The sequence below is a fragment of the Devosia sp. P2_G7 genome (assembly GCF_056403495.1).
Window position 1 is genome coordinate 39,021 of record NZ_JBFUFI010000002.1, and the last position, 15,948, is coordinate 54,968.

Annotated in this window: 17 protein-coding genes and 2 pseudogenes; 3 read left to right on the forward strand and 16 right to left on the reverse strand. The window is 65.1% G+C overall.

Annotated elements, in window-relative coordinates:
* Positions 1-118 precede the first annotated feature (118 nt).
* Positions 119-601: a nuclear transport factor 2 family protein gene (locus tag AC1DWU_RS03320; protein ID WP_477148544.1), complete on the forward strand. Its 483-nt coding sequence runs from the start codon at positions 119-121 to the stop codon at positions 599-601.
* A 121-nt stretch (positions 602-722) separates the two neighbouring features.
* Here AC1DWU_RS03320 and AC1DWU_RS03325 read toward each other — a convergent pair whose 3' ends face one another.
* Positions 723-1,298 carry a zinc-binding dehydrogenase gene (locus tag AC1DWU_RS03325; protein WP_477148545.1) on the reverse strand — a complete coding sequence of 192 codons (576 nt, stop codon included), beginning with the start codon at positions 1,296-1,298 and terminating at the stop codon, positions 723-725.
* A gap of 4 nt (positions 1,299-1,302) precedes the next feature.
* Here AC1DWU_RS03325 and AC1DWU_RS03330 point away from each other — a divergent pair, with 4 nt between their 5' ends.
* A complete protein-coding gene (locus tag AC1DWU_RS03330; protein ID WP_477148546.1) occupies positions 1,303-1,554 on the forward strand; it encodes a hypothetical protein in 252 nt (83 codons plus the stop codon).
* A gap of 77 nt (positions 1,555-1,631) precedes the next feature.
* Here AC1DWU_RS03330 and AC1DWU_RS03335 read toward each other — a convergent pair whose 3' ends face one another.
* The 5 genes and pseudogenes from AC1DWU_RS03335 to AC1DWU_RS03355 form a co-directional block, all read right to left on the reverse strand.
* On the reverse strand, positions 1,632-2,144 hold the full coding sequence (locus AC1DWU_RS03335) for a DUF2867 domain-containing protein (protein WP_477148547.1): 513 nt from the start codon (positions 2,142-2,144) through the stop codon (positions 1,632-1,634).
* 132 nt (positions 2,145-2,276) lie between these two features.
* Positions 2,277-2,867 carry a zinc-dependent alcohol dehydrogenase family protein gene (locus AC1DWU_RS03340; protein ID WP_477148548.1) on the reverse strand — a complete coding sequence of 197 codons (591 nt, stop codon included), beginning with the start codon at positions 2,865-2,867 and terminating at the stop codon, positions 2,277-2,279.
* Between the two features lie 74 nt (positions 2,868-2,941).
* Positions 2,942-3,208: pseudogene (locus AC1DWU_RS03345) on the reverse strand (alcohol dehydrogenase catalytic domain-containing protein); the annotation flags it as partial.
* Complete coding sequence (locus AC1DWU_RS03350) at positions 3,094-3,990, reverse strand: phosphotransferase (protein ID WP_477148549.1); 897 nt, start codon at positions 3,988-3,990, stop codon at positions 3,094-3,096. The pseudogene AC1DWU_RS03345 and the gene AC1DWU_RS03350, both read right to left, overlap by 115 nt.
* A 57-nt stretch (positions 3,991-4,047) precedes the next feature.
* On the reverse strand, positions 4,048-4,641 hold the full coding sequence (locus AC1DWU_RS03355; RefSeq protein WP_477148550.1) for a TetR/AcrR family transcriptional regulator: 594 nt from the start codon (positions 4,639-4,641) through the stop codon (positions 4,048-4,050).
* An 87-nt stretch (positions 4,642-4,728) separates the two neighbouring features.
* Between AC1DWU_RS03355 and AC1DWU_RS03360 the strand changes: the two genes are divergently transcribed.
* On the forward strand, positions 4,729-5,013 hold the full coding sequence (locus AC1DWU_RS03360; RefSeq protein WP_477148551.1) for a SelT/SelW/SelH family protein: 285 nt from the start codon (positions 4,729-4,731) through the stop codon (positions 5,011-5,013).
* A 57-nt stretch (positions 5,014-5,070) separates the two neighbouring features.
* Here AC1DWU_RS03360 and AC1DWU_RS03365 read toward each other — a convergent pair whose 3' ends face one another.
* The 10 genes and pseudogenes from AC1DWU_RS03365 to AC1DWU_RS03410 form a co-directional block, all read right to left on the reverse strand.
* A complete protein-coding gene (locus AC1DWU_RS03365; RefSeq protein WP_477148552.1) occupies positions 5,071-5,472 on the reverse strand; it encodes a RidA family protein in 402 nt (133 codons plus the stop codon).
* A 51-nt stretch (positions 5,473-5,523) separates the two neighbouring features.
* Positions 5,524-6,486 carry an alpha/beta fold hydrolase gene (locus AC1DWU_RS03370; RefSeq protein WP_477148553.1) on the reverse strand — a complete coding sequence of 321 codons (963 nt, stop codon included), beginning with the start codon at positions 6,484-6,486 and terminating at the stop codon, positions 5,524-5,526.
* 147 nt (positions 6,487-6,633) lie between these two features.
* Positions 6,634-7,476, reverse strand: a complete 843-nt coding sequence (locus AC1DWU_RS03375) for a helix-turn-helix domain-containing protein (protein ID WP_477148554.1) — start codon at positions 7,474-7,476, stop codon at positions 6,634-6,636.
* A gap of 278 nt (positions 7,477-7,754) precedes the next feature.
* Positions 7,755-8,138: pseudogene (locus AC1DWU_RS03380) on the reverse strand (allophanate hydrolase-related protein); the annotation flags it as partial.
* Positions 8,139-8,165: 27 nt separating this feature from the next.
* On the reverse strand, positions 8,166-11,702 hold the full coding sequence (gene uca, locus AC1DWU_RS03385; RefSeq protein WP_477148555.1) for an urea carboxylase: 3,537 nt from the start codon (positions 11,700-11,702) through the stop codon (positions 8,166-8,168).
* Positions 11,702-12,322: an urea amidolyase associated protein UAAP2 gene (locus tag AC1DWU_RS03390; protein ID WP_477148556.1), complete on the reverse strand. Its 621-nt coding sequence runs from the start codon at positions 12,320-12,322 to the stop codon at positions 11,702-11,704. The genes uca and AC1DWU_RS03390 overlap by 1 nt, the downstream gene beginning before the upstream one ends.
* Positions 12,323-12,325: 3 nt before the next feature.
* Positions 12,326-13,141 carry an urea amidolyase associated protein UAAP1 gene (locus tag AC1DWU_RS03395; RefSeq protein ID WP_477148557.1) on the reverse strand — a complete coding sequence of 272 codons (816 nt, stop codon included), beginning with the start codon at positions 13,139-13,141 and terminating at the stop codon, positions 12,326-12,328.
* A complete protein-coding gene (locus tag AC1DWU_RS03400; protein ID WP_477148558.1) occupies positions 13,138-13,962 on the reverse strand; it encodes an ABC transporter ATP-binding protein in 825 nt (274 codons plus the stop codon). Before AC1DWU_RS03400 ends, AC1DWU_RS03395 begins: the two co-directional genes overlap by 4 nt.
* Positions 13,959-14,777, reverse strand: coding sequence for an ABC transporter permease (locus tag AC1DWU_RS03405; protein ID WP_477148559.1), 819 nt, complete (start codon positions 14,775-14,777; stop codon positions 13,959-13,961). Before AC1DWU_RS03405 ends, AC1DWU_RS03400 begins: the two co-directional genes overlap by 4 nt.
* A gap of 30 nt (positions 14,778-14,807) precedes the next feature.
* Complete coding sequence (locus AC1DWU_RS03410) at positions 14,808-15,875, reverse strand: putative urea ABC transporter substrate-binding protein (RefSeq protein WP_477148560.1); 1,068 nt, start codon at positions 15,873-15,875, stop codon at positions 14,808-14,810.
* Positions 15,876-15,948: the final 73 nt, after the last annotated feature.

The following is a 15,948-nucleotide window of genomic DNA, read 5'->3' on the forward strand; positions in this document are numbered from 1 at the left end:
CTCTTGGTCGATGCCGCTTGCCGGCCCCGCTGATCTCAGATCGACCATTCCCCCAACATCGCAATCGAACCGCATCTGGCGCACGCCATGGCGGCAGTTCACCCTTGAGGAGAGCTTTATGGCCATTCGTTCCGATTCCGACGTCTCCATTCGCCTCCAACGGCTCGAGGATTTGCAGGCGATCAACCGCCTCTTCACCGACTACGGACATTACCTAGATGAACGGGACTGGCCGAAGCTTGCGGCACTCTTCGCCGAGGACGGCGAAGTGATCCTTGAGCCGTTAGGGCGCGCGACGGGACCGAGTGCTATTCGCAGCCTGCTTGAAGGGGGGCTCAGCAGCGAGCGGGGCCGAACGTTCCATATCATTTCCAACCCGCTGGTCACGCTCACTGGCGAGAGCGCCGAAACCAATGTCAGTTGGGCAATGATCGTTCGCCATGCGGACGACCGCCCGACGCTCGCTGCCTTCGGGCGGCATCGCGACAGGCTGGTCAAAGTCGGTGGCAGGTGGAAATTCCAGCGGCGCGAGGGTCTGACGGAGATACCCACGACCATGCCGACCTCGCTCGCGAACCACCGGGCTGCGGAACGGCAATAGCGCCGGCTTTTGCCGCGATGCAGATGGCGTGATCGGAGGGGCGCTCTACGGAATGGGCGGCGAGAGCCAGCCTGTGATCAAGGCGGCCAGGCTTTGCGCCGCGCGAACGAGCGACGCCAGTTCAGAGCTTCAACCCCAACTTGCCGACGCTGGAGCGGCCGGCCAACTCCGCGAGGGCTTTCGGCCCCTCAGCGAGTTCGTAGATGGTTGGCTGGACGGGCGATAACACGCCAGTTGCGATGAGCCTGAACAGCTCGCCCATGACCTCGCCGAACATCTGCGGAGCGGCCCGGATCAGCATACCCATGTTGAAGCCGACGACCTGGACCTGATGCTTGTAGACGAGGTCCCAATTGCTGAGCGATGCCTCGCCGGCGAGCAGGCCCGTGACGATGACGCGTCCGGTGACGCGCCGCGCCGACCTCAGGCTCGCTTCGAGGGTGTCACCGCCTACGGACTCGATGACCAGGTCGACGCCGGCATCTCCGGTGAGGCGGAGCACCTCGGCTGCGATATCGGCGCTGCGGGAGTCGAGCACGTGATCGGCGCCCAATGACCGAACGATGTCGTGCTTGCCCTGGGAGGCGGTGGCGATCACCGTAGCGCCGTAGTGTTTTGCGATCTTGACCGCCGCCTGGCCGGTGGCGCCGGCTGCTGCGTGAATGAGCACCGTCTGGCCGGAGGCGAGTTGTCCCAATGGCTTGAGCACCGCTACGGCGGTCGGCAGGTTCACCACCAGGCCCAAGGCCTGCTCATCGGTCCACCCAGACGGCGACCTTGCCGTCTCGACTGACAGCCTCGACGCCATCGCCCGCTACTACACCACTGTGATGCACGGCCTATCGATGCAGGCTCGCGACGGTGCCAGCCGGGCCGAACTCGAGCCCGTCATCACCCTCGCCATGGGCGCATGGACGACTCTGGCGTCAGCTGCTGCCCCCGTCGGGTCATGACCGACTGGGCTGCGTCCCTCGGTTGGCGACAAGAAGCAGGATGCCGGCGATCACGCCCAGGATTCCGGAAGAGTAGGTCAGGCCGCCGCGATGCCTGCTCGTGCCGCGTTGGCCAGGCAGCGCGCCACGATGATGCGGTGGAATGGATAGACCACCGCAAGGTAGGCGCGACCCAAACCATTGTGCGGTCGCACCCAGGTGCTGATGGCGACGAGGTCGTCATGCACCGACCGCAGGATCGAGACGCGAAAGTCGAGATGCTTGTCGTTGGCCCCCAGGACTACCTCATCTGGTGTCGCCGAGTGCACCGCAAAAATGCCGGCATAGTTGCAGCTGACGATTTCCTCGCGGGTAGGAGGACGCAAATCCTCGGGTCCGCCGGTCTTGAGACCCAACGGCGCAACCAGTGCGTTGCGGAGCCCCAGTAAGGCCACGACCCATCCGGGCATATGAAAGAACGTGGCGATGGTCAGATCGGCGGCGTCGGGGGCGGGATGCGGCAGCGGCACCGACTGCCCATCGAGGAAATCGCCCTCGGCAAAATAGCGGCGCAGCGCGCCGTCGCTGGGATAAGCAAAGTCCTGGGCCATGGCGTCGTCCTCGCTTGGAGAGCCTCAGGATAGGCGTTGGGCAAGCCGAAACCCTGCGCGACGGTGTCGCACGGGCGAGCGGATTGACGCAGTTGGTGCGGCCCGCCAGCGGAGGTTCGTCGATCGGGTCCTTCAGGCGACGCCGATCACAACCTTGCCAAATGGTCCGCGCCGCTGGTGCTCGAACGCCTCGTGTACTGCTTCGAACGGGTAGACGGCATCGATCACCGGCCTGATGCCCAGCGCCTCGATTACCGTGTTCATGCGCTCGAACTGCCGCCGCGAGCCTGTGGCGATCCCTTGGAGCGTGATGCGGTTGCGCGTGAGCGTCGGCGTTGGCAACGTCACCTCGGCGCCCGCAAGCTGGCCGATGAGGGACACTCGCCCGTCGGCCGCTGCCGTCTCGATCGACTGCCGCAGATTGGCGCCGCCAATCAGCTCCAGCACATGGTTGACGCCGCGCCCGCCGGTGAGCGATCGCACCTCGGCGGTCCAGTTGGGTGTCGCGCTGGTATCGACCCCGAGCTTTGCCCCGAGCGCCCGGGTGCGTTCGAGCTTGTCGGCGTGGCGGGACAGCACGATTGGCACCTGTCCGAAGGCCAGCGCGAATTGCAGCGCAAATAACGCCACGCCGCCGGTTCCTTCGATAAGCACAGTCGTGCCCGGCCGCGACTGGCCGGACTCGACCAATGCGGACCAGGCGGCGAGCGCCGCGATCGGCAAGGTCGCGGCTTCGCCGGTGCCATTACCGCGGCGTCCTCGCCGAACACCACATGGCGTGCCAGCACCCCGGGCAGCGACACCCCCAGCGTCTGCTTGTGCAACACCGGCGGCGCATCACCATCGGGCCAATCGGCAACTACCTGTCCCAAGACGCGATCGCCGACGCGGAAACGCGTCACTTCGGGCCCGAGTGCCACCACCTCGCCGACGGCGTCCGACGCTGGCATCAGATCTCCGGATCGTCGAGGATGCGAGAGAGCGTGCTGCGCCCAAGTGCGCTCATTGCTGGGTTGGTGCTGCGGTAGTACCAGACCAGGCCCATGGCCTGCTGAAAGGCCCATGCCGCTCCGCGCTTCCACTCGACTTCACTTGATCCAAGCTGAGCGCGCACGATTTTGCGCTGCTTGCGATCAAGCAGATGCCACGCGGCGACAAGATCCAACGCCGGATCGGCCGGTCCGAAGCTGCCGGTGTCGAGCACGCCCACAAGGCGGTCCCCACGCACGAGGAGGTTCGCCGGAATAAGATCCCGGTGGCTCATAACGTCGGGACCGGACGGCGGCAACTCACGCAGCCGAGCCCAGATGCGACGGAGCCGAGGCACGTCCATAAGACCCTCGCTGTTCTCGAAACAGGTCGACATCCAGTCGTCGTGGTCGGGAAGACTGCCACCCCTCCCTTGGCCATCAAAACGACGGCCATGTGGGTTCACGGCGCGCAGCGACGCGATCAGGTTGGCTATGTCGAGAGCTAAGGTCGCAGAAGCAGCAAGCCCATCCGGCGTGGCGACATCGCCCCCGATCCAAGTCTGCATCGCCCAAGGCAACGGATAGAGCGGGCCGGGCTGACCAAGCCCGATCGAGCGAGGGCAGGCAAACGGAGAATGCGCCGCAAATTCCATCATCGCGGCGGCTTCGCTGCGCAGCATGTCGGTGCATTCGACCGGATCCGTGGCGCGCAGAGGGAACCTTGCCGCTACACTCGATCCAATCCTGAAGATCGCATTGACCGTGCCAACGGCGCCAACCTGCTCGATCCGCTCGTCGCGGTACTCCGGGAACTGATCGAAGACCATCTGGCGAACGATATCGGCATCGATGTGGAGCTGGTCCGAGTGCATCATGGTGTTGGTGTCACCCTTTCAGTTCCTCGCCGAATACCCGAGACGACAAGATCGCGACTACGACGCGCGCGGACCGAAAACCGTAGCGAAAGCAATATCCTTGAACCGCCTCAGCGGCGCATCCGAACGCTCTACTTTCATGCGCATGATCGCCCCTTCCCAGGAGGCAAGCAGAAACTCCGCCAGATCCAGGGGAGTGAACTTGCTGTCAATTTCACCGGCTGCCTGAGCCTCTGCGATGCACTCGGCAAAGGGTTGCAGCCACTCCCGGTAGATCCCGATGAGATGCTGCCGCAGCGCTTCGCTCTCCTGGACGACTTCCAGGCTGAAGTCTCCAATCAAGCATCCCCTCGCATAGCCATCGGCAGCGAGCCGATCCGAGATGAGGTCCAGGTACCGTCGTAGTCGCTCGCGTGGTGCAAGATCGCCATTGAGGATGGACTCGGCGATCCGCTCCCGGATCGAGGCGAAGTAGAGGTTCAGAACCTCAGCCGCGAAATCCTCTTTCGATCGGAAGTGGTTCGTGAACGAGCCCTGGGGAACCCCGGCCTCGCCTACGACATCCCTCACACCGGCGCCGTGATAGCCTTGGCGGAACATCACGGTCAGGCCAGCGGCGATAATCTTGTTCTTGGCGGACGGTTTGGGCATGTCATCCAGAATACGTACGACCGTATTGAAGTCAAGGTTCTCTGATGTTAATACGGTCGTCCGTATTGAACTGGTATGGAGGAACGGATGACCGCAGATGTTGAGCATGCAGCCGGCAACGGAACAACGAGAGTCGAACGCCGCGAGCAGGTCACGATCACCTATTGTGTGCCGTGCGGCTATGAGAGCCGCGCCAAGAGGGCTGCGGAGAGTTTAGCCGATGAACTCGGCCTTCTCGCGGAGCTGAACCCTGGAAAAGGCGGCGTCTTCCAAGTCGCGGTAGCGGGTCAGGTGGTGACTGCGCGACGCAAGGGGTACCTTCCGGACGAAGCCGACATTGTGCAGGCGGTACGCGAAGCTTTGCACGGCTAGACTGCTTGCCGCGACCGGGTTGCGCCGGTCGCGGCATGGGTTCTCGTCGCGTCCTGATCAGGACAAGACGGCCGTCGCTTCGATCTCGATGAGGTAGTCGGGATTGGCCAGTTGCGAGACAATCGCCGTGGTCACGGTCGGTGGGTTCTTCAGCTTGCCGGCGCGTGCCATCCAGGCGCCGAAACCAGCCTTGAGGTCGGCGTCGTCGCGCAGGAGAAGGCCGACGCGGACAAGATTTTCAAGCTTGCCTCCCGCGGCTTCCAGCACCGTGATGAGGTTGTCGACCGCCTGGGTCGTCTGCGCCGCGGTGTCTCCCTTGCCGACGACTTCACCCTTCTCGTCGACTGCATTCTGCCCGCCGATGATCAGTGTCGCCGCGCCGGCGGGGATAATGATCCCCTGCGAGAAGGCAGGGTTCTTGTGCATGCCTTTGGGGTTGATGTGCTCGAGCTTTGCCATTTGCGTTTTCTCCGTTCTTGAGTATTTGGCGATGACGTGACGACGAGTGCCTTAGCTGCCGGCAGCCTCACCGAGGAAGAACCACTCGATTGCCGGGGCAAGAACGTCTGGCGCGGCGTTGTGTATCTGCCCCTCGAGCGTCTTGTGCACAGCATCCGGCAGGACATCCGCCAGCGCGCGAGCTGAGTTGCGGATCCACTGAGGGCTCGCTCCGCCCTCCATCACCAGCGTGGGCACGGTGGCGCTCGCCCATTCCTCAGCCCGCAGTGGCTTGCCGGCCATGCCGTCGCCCAGGACGGCCATGTCGTAGGGCAGGGTGTGCGCCACGACCTCGAGCGCCGGCCATGATGGGTCGCTCTTCATCTTGGCAACCACTTCGGCCGGCGCGAGCACCAGGTCTGCCATCCAGTACTCCACTGCCTCGCCGCGGCGATCGGCTGCGATCAACTCGTTGATGTGAGTGACATAGTCCTCAGGCGGCGGCGGACGGCTGTCGTCAGTGATGAATGGTGGCTCGTACAGCGATAGCTTCTGGACCTTGGTGGGAAGCCACGCTGTTGTCTTAAGGGCAAGGACGGCACCAGAAGACTGGCCATGGACAAAGGCCGTCCCACCGGCCTCGTCAATGATGGCCTCGAGATCTTCGATCTCGCGCTCAACCGAGTATGGCACCGTGTCTCCACTATCGCCCCGGCCTCGGCGATCGTAGCTGAAAACCGTGAAGCGTGGCGCGAGGAGCTTGGCCACCGGCGCCCACGCCGAGCGCTCGCTGAGGGCGCCGCCGACGAGGACAAGCGCCGACCCGTCACCGGATCGATCGAAGGCGATGCGAGTCCCGTCTTTCGACGTCACGGTGTTTGCGTCCACGCTCGCCTCCTCGGCCGATACCTGGCGCCCCATTGATGCAGTGCAAATGACGGCGCCCGCTAAACCGTTCCAGATGAACTGCCGCCTGCTCAACAAGCGTGCCGACGAGCGACCGATCGCGGTCCCAAGTGGGGTTGGCGTATCCATGTCTGGCTCCTAACAGCTGAGTTGCACCGAGCCCGCGGGGGGAGATCGCGGCGGGCGAACTGGCGCGTTTGCTTGGCCTCGGCGGCGAACCGCTGGCCATCCAAACCCCACGATAGGATTTCCGTGGGGAACACCGCTTGTACAAATTTAACCGGCGGGGAGCATCCACGGGACCATCGCGTGGTCAGGCCGCTCGGCGTAAACCGATCGCCGCTGCTGGAGGTAGGCCGTGGGATTGAGCTCGGCGAAGGCCGTGAAGTCTCGGCTGAAGTGGGACTGGTCGAAATAGTCGCTGTCGTGAGCGAGGGTCGTCCAGCGGACCGGCTCGGTCACGTCGATGCTCTCGAGTGCGTGCTGGAACCGGCAAAGCCGGGCAAGCTCTCTTGGTGTGCAGCCCACCATGCGATTGAACAGCGTGATGAGGTGCTTATGGCTGATGCCAACTTCGCCGCAGAGCTCGCTGATCCTCGCCCCGCCGTGCCGCCGCGCGATACGTCCTGCAACGTGGTCCACGATCCGCGCCGCGTCCGGCCGTTCACTGAGCCGCGCCAGCAGCACTTCTTCGAGCAGCGCAAATCGTCGTTCGGGGGTTACCGCCTCGTAGAGACGTTCGCGGATCTCGGAGGCGGCGCTACCCCATATGGCGTCGAGCGACACCACGCGATTGTGTAGCTCGGACAACGGTACGCCGAGGAAGGCGTGGGCCCCGCCGGGCCTGAAACTTACACCTAGAAATTCGGTCTGCGCAGGCCACTCCACCAGATGCCGCCGGTTCCAGATACCCAGACACCAGCTTTCGGTGCAGACGGAAACCACCGGACCCTCCGAGCGCTCACGGACGCGCCAAGGGTCGCCGAAGTTGAACTTGAGATCAGTCGACGCCGTTGGGAAAATCCCGTCGCGCCGGTAGGGCATCGACCCCCGCGCCACATAGAGGAAGTTGATATAGCCCCGCAGGGGTGGCGCGACGGCGTGCAAGATAAAGGTCATGCGACTACCTCTTTTGTCGAGGATCAGCGCTTCCTGACTACGCCGGCTGGAAAGCACTTGACACACTGCAACGCTCCGGCTGGCGTTCAGTGCCAACAATTCAGCGGCGATGGCGTGCTTGCATTGGTCTCGCGATGCCTCGCGGGCCTCTCAAGTACCTGGAGTCGGTCGTTTGCCTGTGCCCGCGGTGCCCCTTGACCACGCAACGCCCTTGCGGGCGGCCAATCCATCGCGCAGGCACTCCAGAAGCCAGGCAATGGCGGTGACGAGGGAGCTTCTCATCGCGACCTCTCCTGCAGGAAGCTGCGCCAGCCTCCGAAGCGAGTGATCTCTTCGGCGCCGGCGACGGCGTGGGCCTCGCAGAGGAAGCCGGAGATCGAAGTACCGTCGTCGAGCGATACCTTGCCGATGCCAAGCGGCGACGGGATTTTCGCAACGAAGCGGCCGAAGGCGTCGGCCGGGAGGGCCCAGACCTCGACCTCGAGCCCGGGACCGGCATAGCCGGGTTCGCGTACCAGGCCCGGCTTGGGTGGGGTGGTGTTGGGCAGCGCGTAGAGCCGATAGTCGCCGGCCGTGCGGCTGCGCTTGATCAGCTGTCCGCCGGGGCCGGTGAGTTCATGGTTGAGGGGCAGGCCGCTCAGGTGTGCGCCCACCACGACAATCGGCAAGAGTGCGTCGATTTCGGCCATCTAGATCTCCTCCAGTACGATGATGATGTCGCCGGTTTTTACGTTGCGCCCGGGCCCGGCTCGGACGTCCCGAACCGCGCCGGCTTCGTGGGCGGTGATGGTGATTTCCATCTTCATGGATTCGATGATGGCGACCGGCTGGCCGGCTTCGACATGGGCGCCGTCCTCGACCAGGATCTTCCAGATATTGCCGGGGACCGAAGTCGCGACGCCGAAGTGGCCCGACGGGATTTCGCTTGCGTCGGAAGCACTTGCGCCTTCATCGGCGATGAAGCTGTCGAGCCCCTCGTCCTTCCAGCGTTGCCGTTCGGCTTCGAAGGCGGATTGCTGCGTGTGCTTGAAGGCGGCGATGCTGCCGGCGTTGCGCGCAAGCTCGGCGGCATAGTCGGCGTAGGAGAGCTTGGTTTCCTCGATGCGGACCGGATAGCCGCCGTGCGGGAAGGCGGCGCGGGCCTCCATCAGCTCGTCGTGGCTGACCGGGAAGAACCGGATCTGGTCGAAAAAGTTGAGCAGCCACGGCTTGTTAGCGGCAAACTCCGGGGTCTGGCGCCAGGTGTTCCAGACCTGGATGGTGCGGCCGAACAGCTGGTACCCCCCCGGGCCTTCCATCCCATAGATGCACATATAGGCGCCGCCGATGCCCACTGCGTTCTCGGGGGTCCAGGTGCGGGCCGGGTTGTACTTGGTGGTGACGAGCCGGTGGCGCGGGTCCATCGGGGTTGCGACGGGGGCGCCGAGATAAACGTCGCCGAGGCCGAGGACGAGATAGCTGGCGTCGAAGATCGTCCTCTTGACCGCGTCGATATCCGGCAAGCCGTTGATACGACGAATGAATTCGATGTTGTCCGGACACCATGGGGCGTTCGGGCGGACCAATTCCTGGTACTTCCGCATGGCCAGTTGTGCGTCCGGATCGTTCCAGCTGAGCGGCAGGTGGACGATGCGGGAGGGTACGGTGACCTCTTCCGGCCGAGGCAGGGACTGCTCGATCTCGGCGAGGAGGCCGAGGAGGTGGTCGCGGCTCAGCCGGGTCGAATCGTAGTGGATCTGGAGCGAACGGATGCCGGGAGTGAGGTCGATGATGCCGTTTTTCGCCCCGAGTTTGCCTTCCCGATGAACGGATTCCATCAACAGATGAACGCGCAACCTGAGCGCGAGATTGAGCGCCATCGGGCCGTATTCGACCAGAAGATTGTCGTCGCCCTGCCGCCGGTAGACGACCGGGACGGGTCCGTTGTCGGAATGGCCCACGATGGCCGAGCCGGCTTCGCTTGGCCGGTGGATCGCGGGACCGGCAAGCTTATCATCGGGCCTGATGACGGGGATAAAGCGGATGATGTCGCCGGGCTTGAACTGGCCGAGCTTCCAGAGTTCCTCGCGCGCCATCACCGCCGGGCAGACGAAGCCGCCGAGGCTCGGACCGTCGGGGCCGAGGATGATGGGCATGTCGCCGGTGAAGTCGATGGCACCGACCGCGTAGGCGTTGTCGTGGAGGTTGGACGGATGGAGACCCGCCTCGCCGCCATCGGTACGTGCCCATTTCGGCGCCGGCCCGATGAGGCGGACGCCGGTACGGGCCGAGTTGAAGTGGACCTCGTAGGCCGTCGAGAACAGCGTCTCGATGTCTTCGGTGAGGAAGAAGTCGGGCGCGCCGTGCGGGCCGTAGAGGACGCCGACTTCCCACTCGCGAGTGAGTGGGGCAGGATCGTCGGCTGGCTTCGTGGCTTGGGGCGCGTTGGCGAGGTGCAGGACCTCGCCGGCGCGGAGCGTGCCGGTGGCATGGCCGCCGAACTTGCCAAGCGCGAAGGTGGCGCGGGAGCCGAGTACGACCGGGGCTGCGACCCCTCCCGAGATGGCGAGGTACGCGCGTTGGCCGGGACCTTCGATAGTCCCGATGCTGAGCACCTGCCCGGCACTAATCTCGATCGGCTCGTTGTGCGCCAATGGAGCACCATCGAGCTTCATCGGCATGTGTGCGCCGGCGAGCGCGACGATAGCGGGCGAATGGAAGCGTAGCGTCGGGCCGGAGACGGTGAGCTCGAGCGCCGCGGTTTCGTCGGCATTGCCCACGAGCCGGTTGGCGTGGCGGAAGCTGCGCTCATCCATCGGTCCCGAAGGCGGCACGCCGACGTGCCAGAGCCCGAGCCGGCCGGGCAGTTCCTGCAGTGAGGACTGCGCGCCCGGTGCGATTACCTCGATGACGTCGGGGGTGAAGGCGAAGGTTCGAAGGGCCGTGGTCGCGACCTTGCCGGAGGCGAGCAGGTCCGACGCTGCGATGGCGCGGAGATACTGGAGGTTGGTCTCGATGCCGGAGATGCTGGTCTCTGCCAGCGCCGCGCGCAGCTTTTCGATCGCCGCCGGGCGGTCGTCGGCGGCGACGATGATCTTGGCCAGCATCGGGTCGTAGAAGCTGGTGACCTGGGTGCCGGTCTCGACCCAGGTGTCGACGCGCGCCTCGCCAAACTTCACCTCGGTGAGGAGGCCAGCGCTGGGCTGGAAGTTGGCGTGCGGGATTTCCGCATAGAGCCGGACTTCCATCGCCGCGCCCCTGGGCGACAATGGCTTGGTCGGGATCACATCCTCGCCGGCCGCCTGCCGGATCATCCACTCGACGAGGTCGATGCCGAACACCGCCTCGGTGACGGGGTGCTCGACCTGCAGGCGCGTGTTGACCTCGAGGAAGTAGAACTCCTCGCGGACCGGATCGTAGATGAACTCCACCGTGCCGGCAGAGCGATAGCCGACGGCACGGCCGAGATTGGTGGCCGCCTCGTGCAGTCGGTATCGGGTCGTGGCGGAAAGACCGGGGGCGGGAGTTTCCTCCACTACCTTCTGGTTGCGGCGCTGCAGCGAGCAGTCGCGTTCGCCGAGCGCGATGACCTTGCCCTTGCCGTCGCCGAACAGTTGCACCTCGACGTGCCGCGCGTCGGAGACGAAGCGCTCGAGGAAGACGCGGGCGTCGCCAAAGCTGGCGCGAGCCGTGCGCTGCACGCCCTCGAAGGCGGCCGCGAGGGCAGCGGTGTCGGCACAGAGCGACATACCGATACCGCCACCACCGGCGGTGGATTTGAGCATCACGGGGTAGCCGATGGTCTCGGCCGCGATGAGCGCCTCGTCGAGCGTCGCGAGCAGACCGGTACCGGGAAGGAGCGGCACGCCATTGGTTTCGGCCAGTTCGCGGGCGGTGTGCTTGAGGCCGAAGGACTCGATGTTCTCGGGCGTCGGGCCAATGAAGGTGATGCCTTCGGCTTCGAGGCGGCGGGCGAATTTGGTGTTCTCGCTGAGAAAGCCATAGCCCGGGTGCACAGCCTCGGCGCCGGTTGCTTTGCACGCCGCGATGACGGCGTCGACGTTGAGGTAGCTTTCGGCGGCCGGGGCTGGGCCGAGGCGCACCGCCTCGTCGGCCATCCGCACCGCCTTGGTGAAGCGGTCGGCGTCGGAATAGACCGCCACCGAGGCGAGGCCCATGCGCTTGAGCGTACGGATGATCCGCATCGCGATCTCGCCGCGGTTGGCAATGAGGACTTTCTTGAACATCACTCGGCGTCCCAGACCAGTACCTGGATGGGCGTCGGGTTGAAGCCGTTGCAGGGATTGTTGATCTGCGGGCAGTTGGAGATGACGCAGAGCACGTCCATCTCGGCGACGAGCTCGACGTAGTCGCCGGGCTTCGAAAGCCCATCGACGATTGTCATCTCGCCTGAGGGCGCGATCGGCACGTTCATGAAGAAGTTGATGTTGGGAACGATGTCGCGCTTGGTCATGCCGTGCTTGGAGACTTCGAGCACGAAGTTGTCGCGGCAGGCGTGGAGGTAGCGGGTCTCGTGGCCGAAGCGCACGGTATTGCTCTCGCATGAGCAGGCGCCAGCCATGGTGTCGTGGCGGCCGCAGGTGTCCGCCACCACCGTGAGCATGGTGTTGCCCTCGTTGGAGACGACCTTGGTGCCGACGCCCACATAGGCCGAGCCCTGGATGCGCAGCGTGTCCTGCGCGGAGTAGCGTTCGGCGAAATCGCTGGCACGGTAAAAGATGGTGTCGATCGCCTGCTGGCCTTCGCTATCAATGATGCGAATGGTCTGGCCGGCCATGACGACGCCGGACCACGGGGCCTCGGCGGCGATGAAGTGCGACTGGATGGCAGTGGCTTCGCTGCGCATTTCTTAGGCCTCCGCGCGGGCGTTGTTTTCGAAGCCACGGACGGCTTCGGCGGTGGCCGCGCCGCACAGGTCGTCAGCGGCGACCGTGGCGCGATAACGCGTTATCTCGACCGGGTTCGGGGCGTAGGTAGGACTCGGGTCCAGCGGATGCGGGCAGTTGGAGAGGGCAACCAGCAGGTCCATTTCGGCACGGAGGTCGACATAGTCGCCGCCGTTAAGCACCCCCGGCTGCCACGCGAAATGACCGTCGTCGTCGGAAACGCGGACCGGCGCGAACAGGGTTAGCGCCATGGGAATATCGCGGCGGGCCAGGCCCAGCTTGCCCGCGGCGAGGACGAGGTTGTCGCGCGTGTTGCGGGTAGCGGCGCCGGGGTACTTCGCGGCATTGGCGGCCGCGTTCGAGCCGCCGACGAGCAGGTCATGTGCGCCGCTCGAGGAGTCCTCGGTGACCGAGAGCATGACGCGGCCCATGTCGGAGAACAGTACGCGGCCTTTCTGCACACGCGTGTCCCACTGCACTTTGACCGTATCGGGAAGGTTCAGCCGCTCGCTGGCATCCCTCGCACTCCAGCAGACAAGCGCGACGGAGGCGGGGCCATGCGCCTGCGCGACACGAAGCGCTTGGCCCTTGCTGAGCTTGGTGGACCAGTACCAGCCGCCGGCGATGGTTTCGGACGCGACGACGCTGTGGGCAGCGATGGGCTCGGCCGGCAGCGGGCTCGCTTCGGGCAGGGTCTTGGTGGCGAAGGCGAGGCCCGCCTTCTGGTGCGCTTCGTAGCGCGCGCGATCGGCGGCGATCTGTTCGGGCGTTCGGCTCATGCCGGGGCTCCTTGAGGTACGGGAACCAGGTCGTCCTGGGGGGCGCCCGCCTCGAGGATCGGGTCGTCCCGATCGGGGCTGTCTGGATCAAGCTGGCCGGCGCGGCGCGGCGGCCAGATGTCGATGTCTTGGCTGAGAGAGGCGCCGTAGCGCTCGCGCTCGTCGGGACGGTTGCGCGGCCGCTCGAAGGCGATGACGCGGGTGCCGAGGGTGAAGGCCTCGCGCATATCGTGGGTGACCATCACCACGGTGAGATTTGTCTCGTTCCAGAGCCGCTTCATCAGCACATGGATTTCGGCACGAATGCCGGGGTCCAACGCGCCGAACGGCTCGTCGAGGAGGAGGACGCGCGGCTTCATGATCAGGGCCTGCGCCAGGGCGAGGCGCTGCTGCATGCCACCCGATAGCTGGGCCGGGTATTTGTCCTCGCTGCCGGTGAGCCCGACTTCGGCGATCAGGCCGCGCGCTTCCTCGATGGCGTCACGGCGGGCGGGGCCCACAAGGCGGGCGCGGAAGCGGGAGGCTTCGAACTCCTTGCCAAGGAGGACGTTGCCGAGCACCGTCAGGTGCGGGAATACCGAGTAGCGCTGGAACACGACGCCGCGGTCCGGTCCGGGCTCGGGTGAGAGCGGCTTGCCGTCGAGTGTGATCGTGCCCCGCGTCGCCCGCTCTTCACCAAGCAGCAGTTTCAGGAACGTGGTCTTGCCGCAGCCGGAGGGGCCGACAAGCGCGACGAAGGCGCGGTCCTCGATGGTGAGCGACACCTTCTCGAGCACGATCTGGTCGCCATACTCTTTCCAGACATTGTCGACGACGATCATGACGCCTTCCCCAGTTCGGACCACGGGAAGACGCGGATGCGCAGCCAATCGAGGAGGACGTTGGTCAGGACCGCGAGCAGCGTGATCCAGATCACGTAGGGGAAGATCACGTCCATCGACAGGTAGCGGCGGACGAGGAAGATGCGGTAGCCGAGCCCCGAGTCTGCCGATATCGCTTCGGCGGCGATGAGGAACAGCCAGGCCGGCCCGAGCTGCAGGCGGAGGCAAGTGATGAGCCGGGGCAGGATCTGCGGGAGGACGACGCGGAGTGCGATCTGCCACGAATTGCCGCCCAGGGTTTCGGCTTTCACGGTCTGCTCGCGCGGCAATTCCATGACCTTGAGCGCCAGGTCGCGGATCATGATCGGGGCGACGCCGATGACGATCAGGGTGATCTTGGATGTCTCCCCGAGCCCCATGACGATGAAGAGAATGGGCAGCAGCGCCAGCGGCGGGACCATCGAGACGGCGGCGAAGAACGGGGCGAGCAGGGCCCGCGCGTAGGGCAGCATGCCGATGATCACGCCGAAGCAGAGCGCGATCACCGTCGAGATGCCGAGCGCGGTGAACAGGCGCCCGAGGCTTGCAAGCGTGTCGCCCCAGAGCAGGTATTCGCCGGTGCGCGGGTCGGCGATGAACGCCATGCGGTTGATGGCATCGGTCAACGAGCCAAGCGCCGGCAGCAGCTTGTCCGCGGGGTTTTCGGTGAGGCGGGCGGCCGAGCCCAGCGCGTAGGCGAGCACCAGCAGCACGAAGGGCGCCAGTGCGAGGAGCAGCTGGTTGGTGCGTGTGGGCTTGAGGTTGATCAGGCGCATGGGGGCGGTCCGCCGTTCGTCACCGTCTGGTCAAAGCGACCCCGCCGCGGCCTCCTTCATGTAGGCGTCGGAGAACCGCAGCTTGATGTTGTTGGCATCGCCGAGGACCTCGCCGGACGGCAGCTCGATGCCGATCACGTCGGCTGAGGGGGCGCCGGAGCCGAGCAGGCCCTTGTCGAAGAGGAAGGTGCGGACCTTGTCCATGGTGGCCTTGAGGTCCGGGCTGTCAGTGAAGGCCACGGCCTCGGCAGGCGTCGGGAACAGCTTGGTGGCGGCGAGCTGGGACTCGAAGCCGGCCTGGTCGGTGCCCGAGGCGGCGCCCATGGCGGCGCGAGCCGCGGCGCCTTCCGGGGTGTCGGCGGTCATCACGGCCATGGTGTCGTACCAGATGCCGGCCAGCGCCTTGCCGAAGTTCGGGTTGTCCTTCAGCGTGGCGGAGTTAGCGACCATCATGTCGATGATCTCGCCAGGAATCTGCGAGCTGTCGAATACCTTGTGGGCGTCGGGAAGCGCGGCAATTTCGGAGACCATCGGGTTCCAGGTCACCATGGCGGTGACATCAGGGGTCTGGAAGGCGCCGACCATATCGGGGTCGGAGGTGTTGACGACGTTGACGTCACGCTCGGTCATTCCGGCGCTCTCGAGGGCGCGGGCGAGCAGGTAGTGCGAAACCGAGAACTCGACGAGGTTGACTGGCTGGCCCTTGATGTCGGCGAGGGCGGTCTTGTCCTTCAAAATCACCGCATCGTTGCCGGCGGAGAAATCGCCGATGATGACGGCGGTGGTGTCGACGCCGCCGGCGGCGGGGATCGACAGGCCGTCCATGTTGGTGAGCGTCACCGCGTCATAGGCGCCAGCGGTGTATTGGTTCATCGACTCGACGTAGTCGTTGAACTGGGTGACCTCGATGGTGATGCCGTACTTGTCGGCCCACTTCTTGACGATGCCGTTGTCAGCGGCGTAGCCCCAGGGCATCCAGCCGACATAGATCGACCAGGCGACCTTGAAGTCAGTCTTTTCGGCCGCGAAGGCGAGTGTCGCCGTGCTGGCGGCAAGGGCCGCGAGGGCGAGGGCGGAAACCAGTTTGGTGAACTTCATGCGCAATCCCCTGTTTCGACTTGGGGATTGGCGAGGGCGCGTAAAGACCCGCGCTGCCAATCCCTTGGCTTAC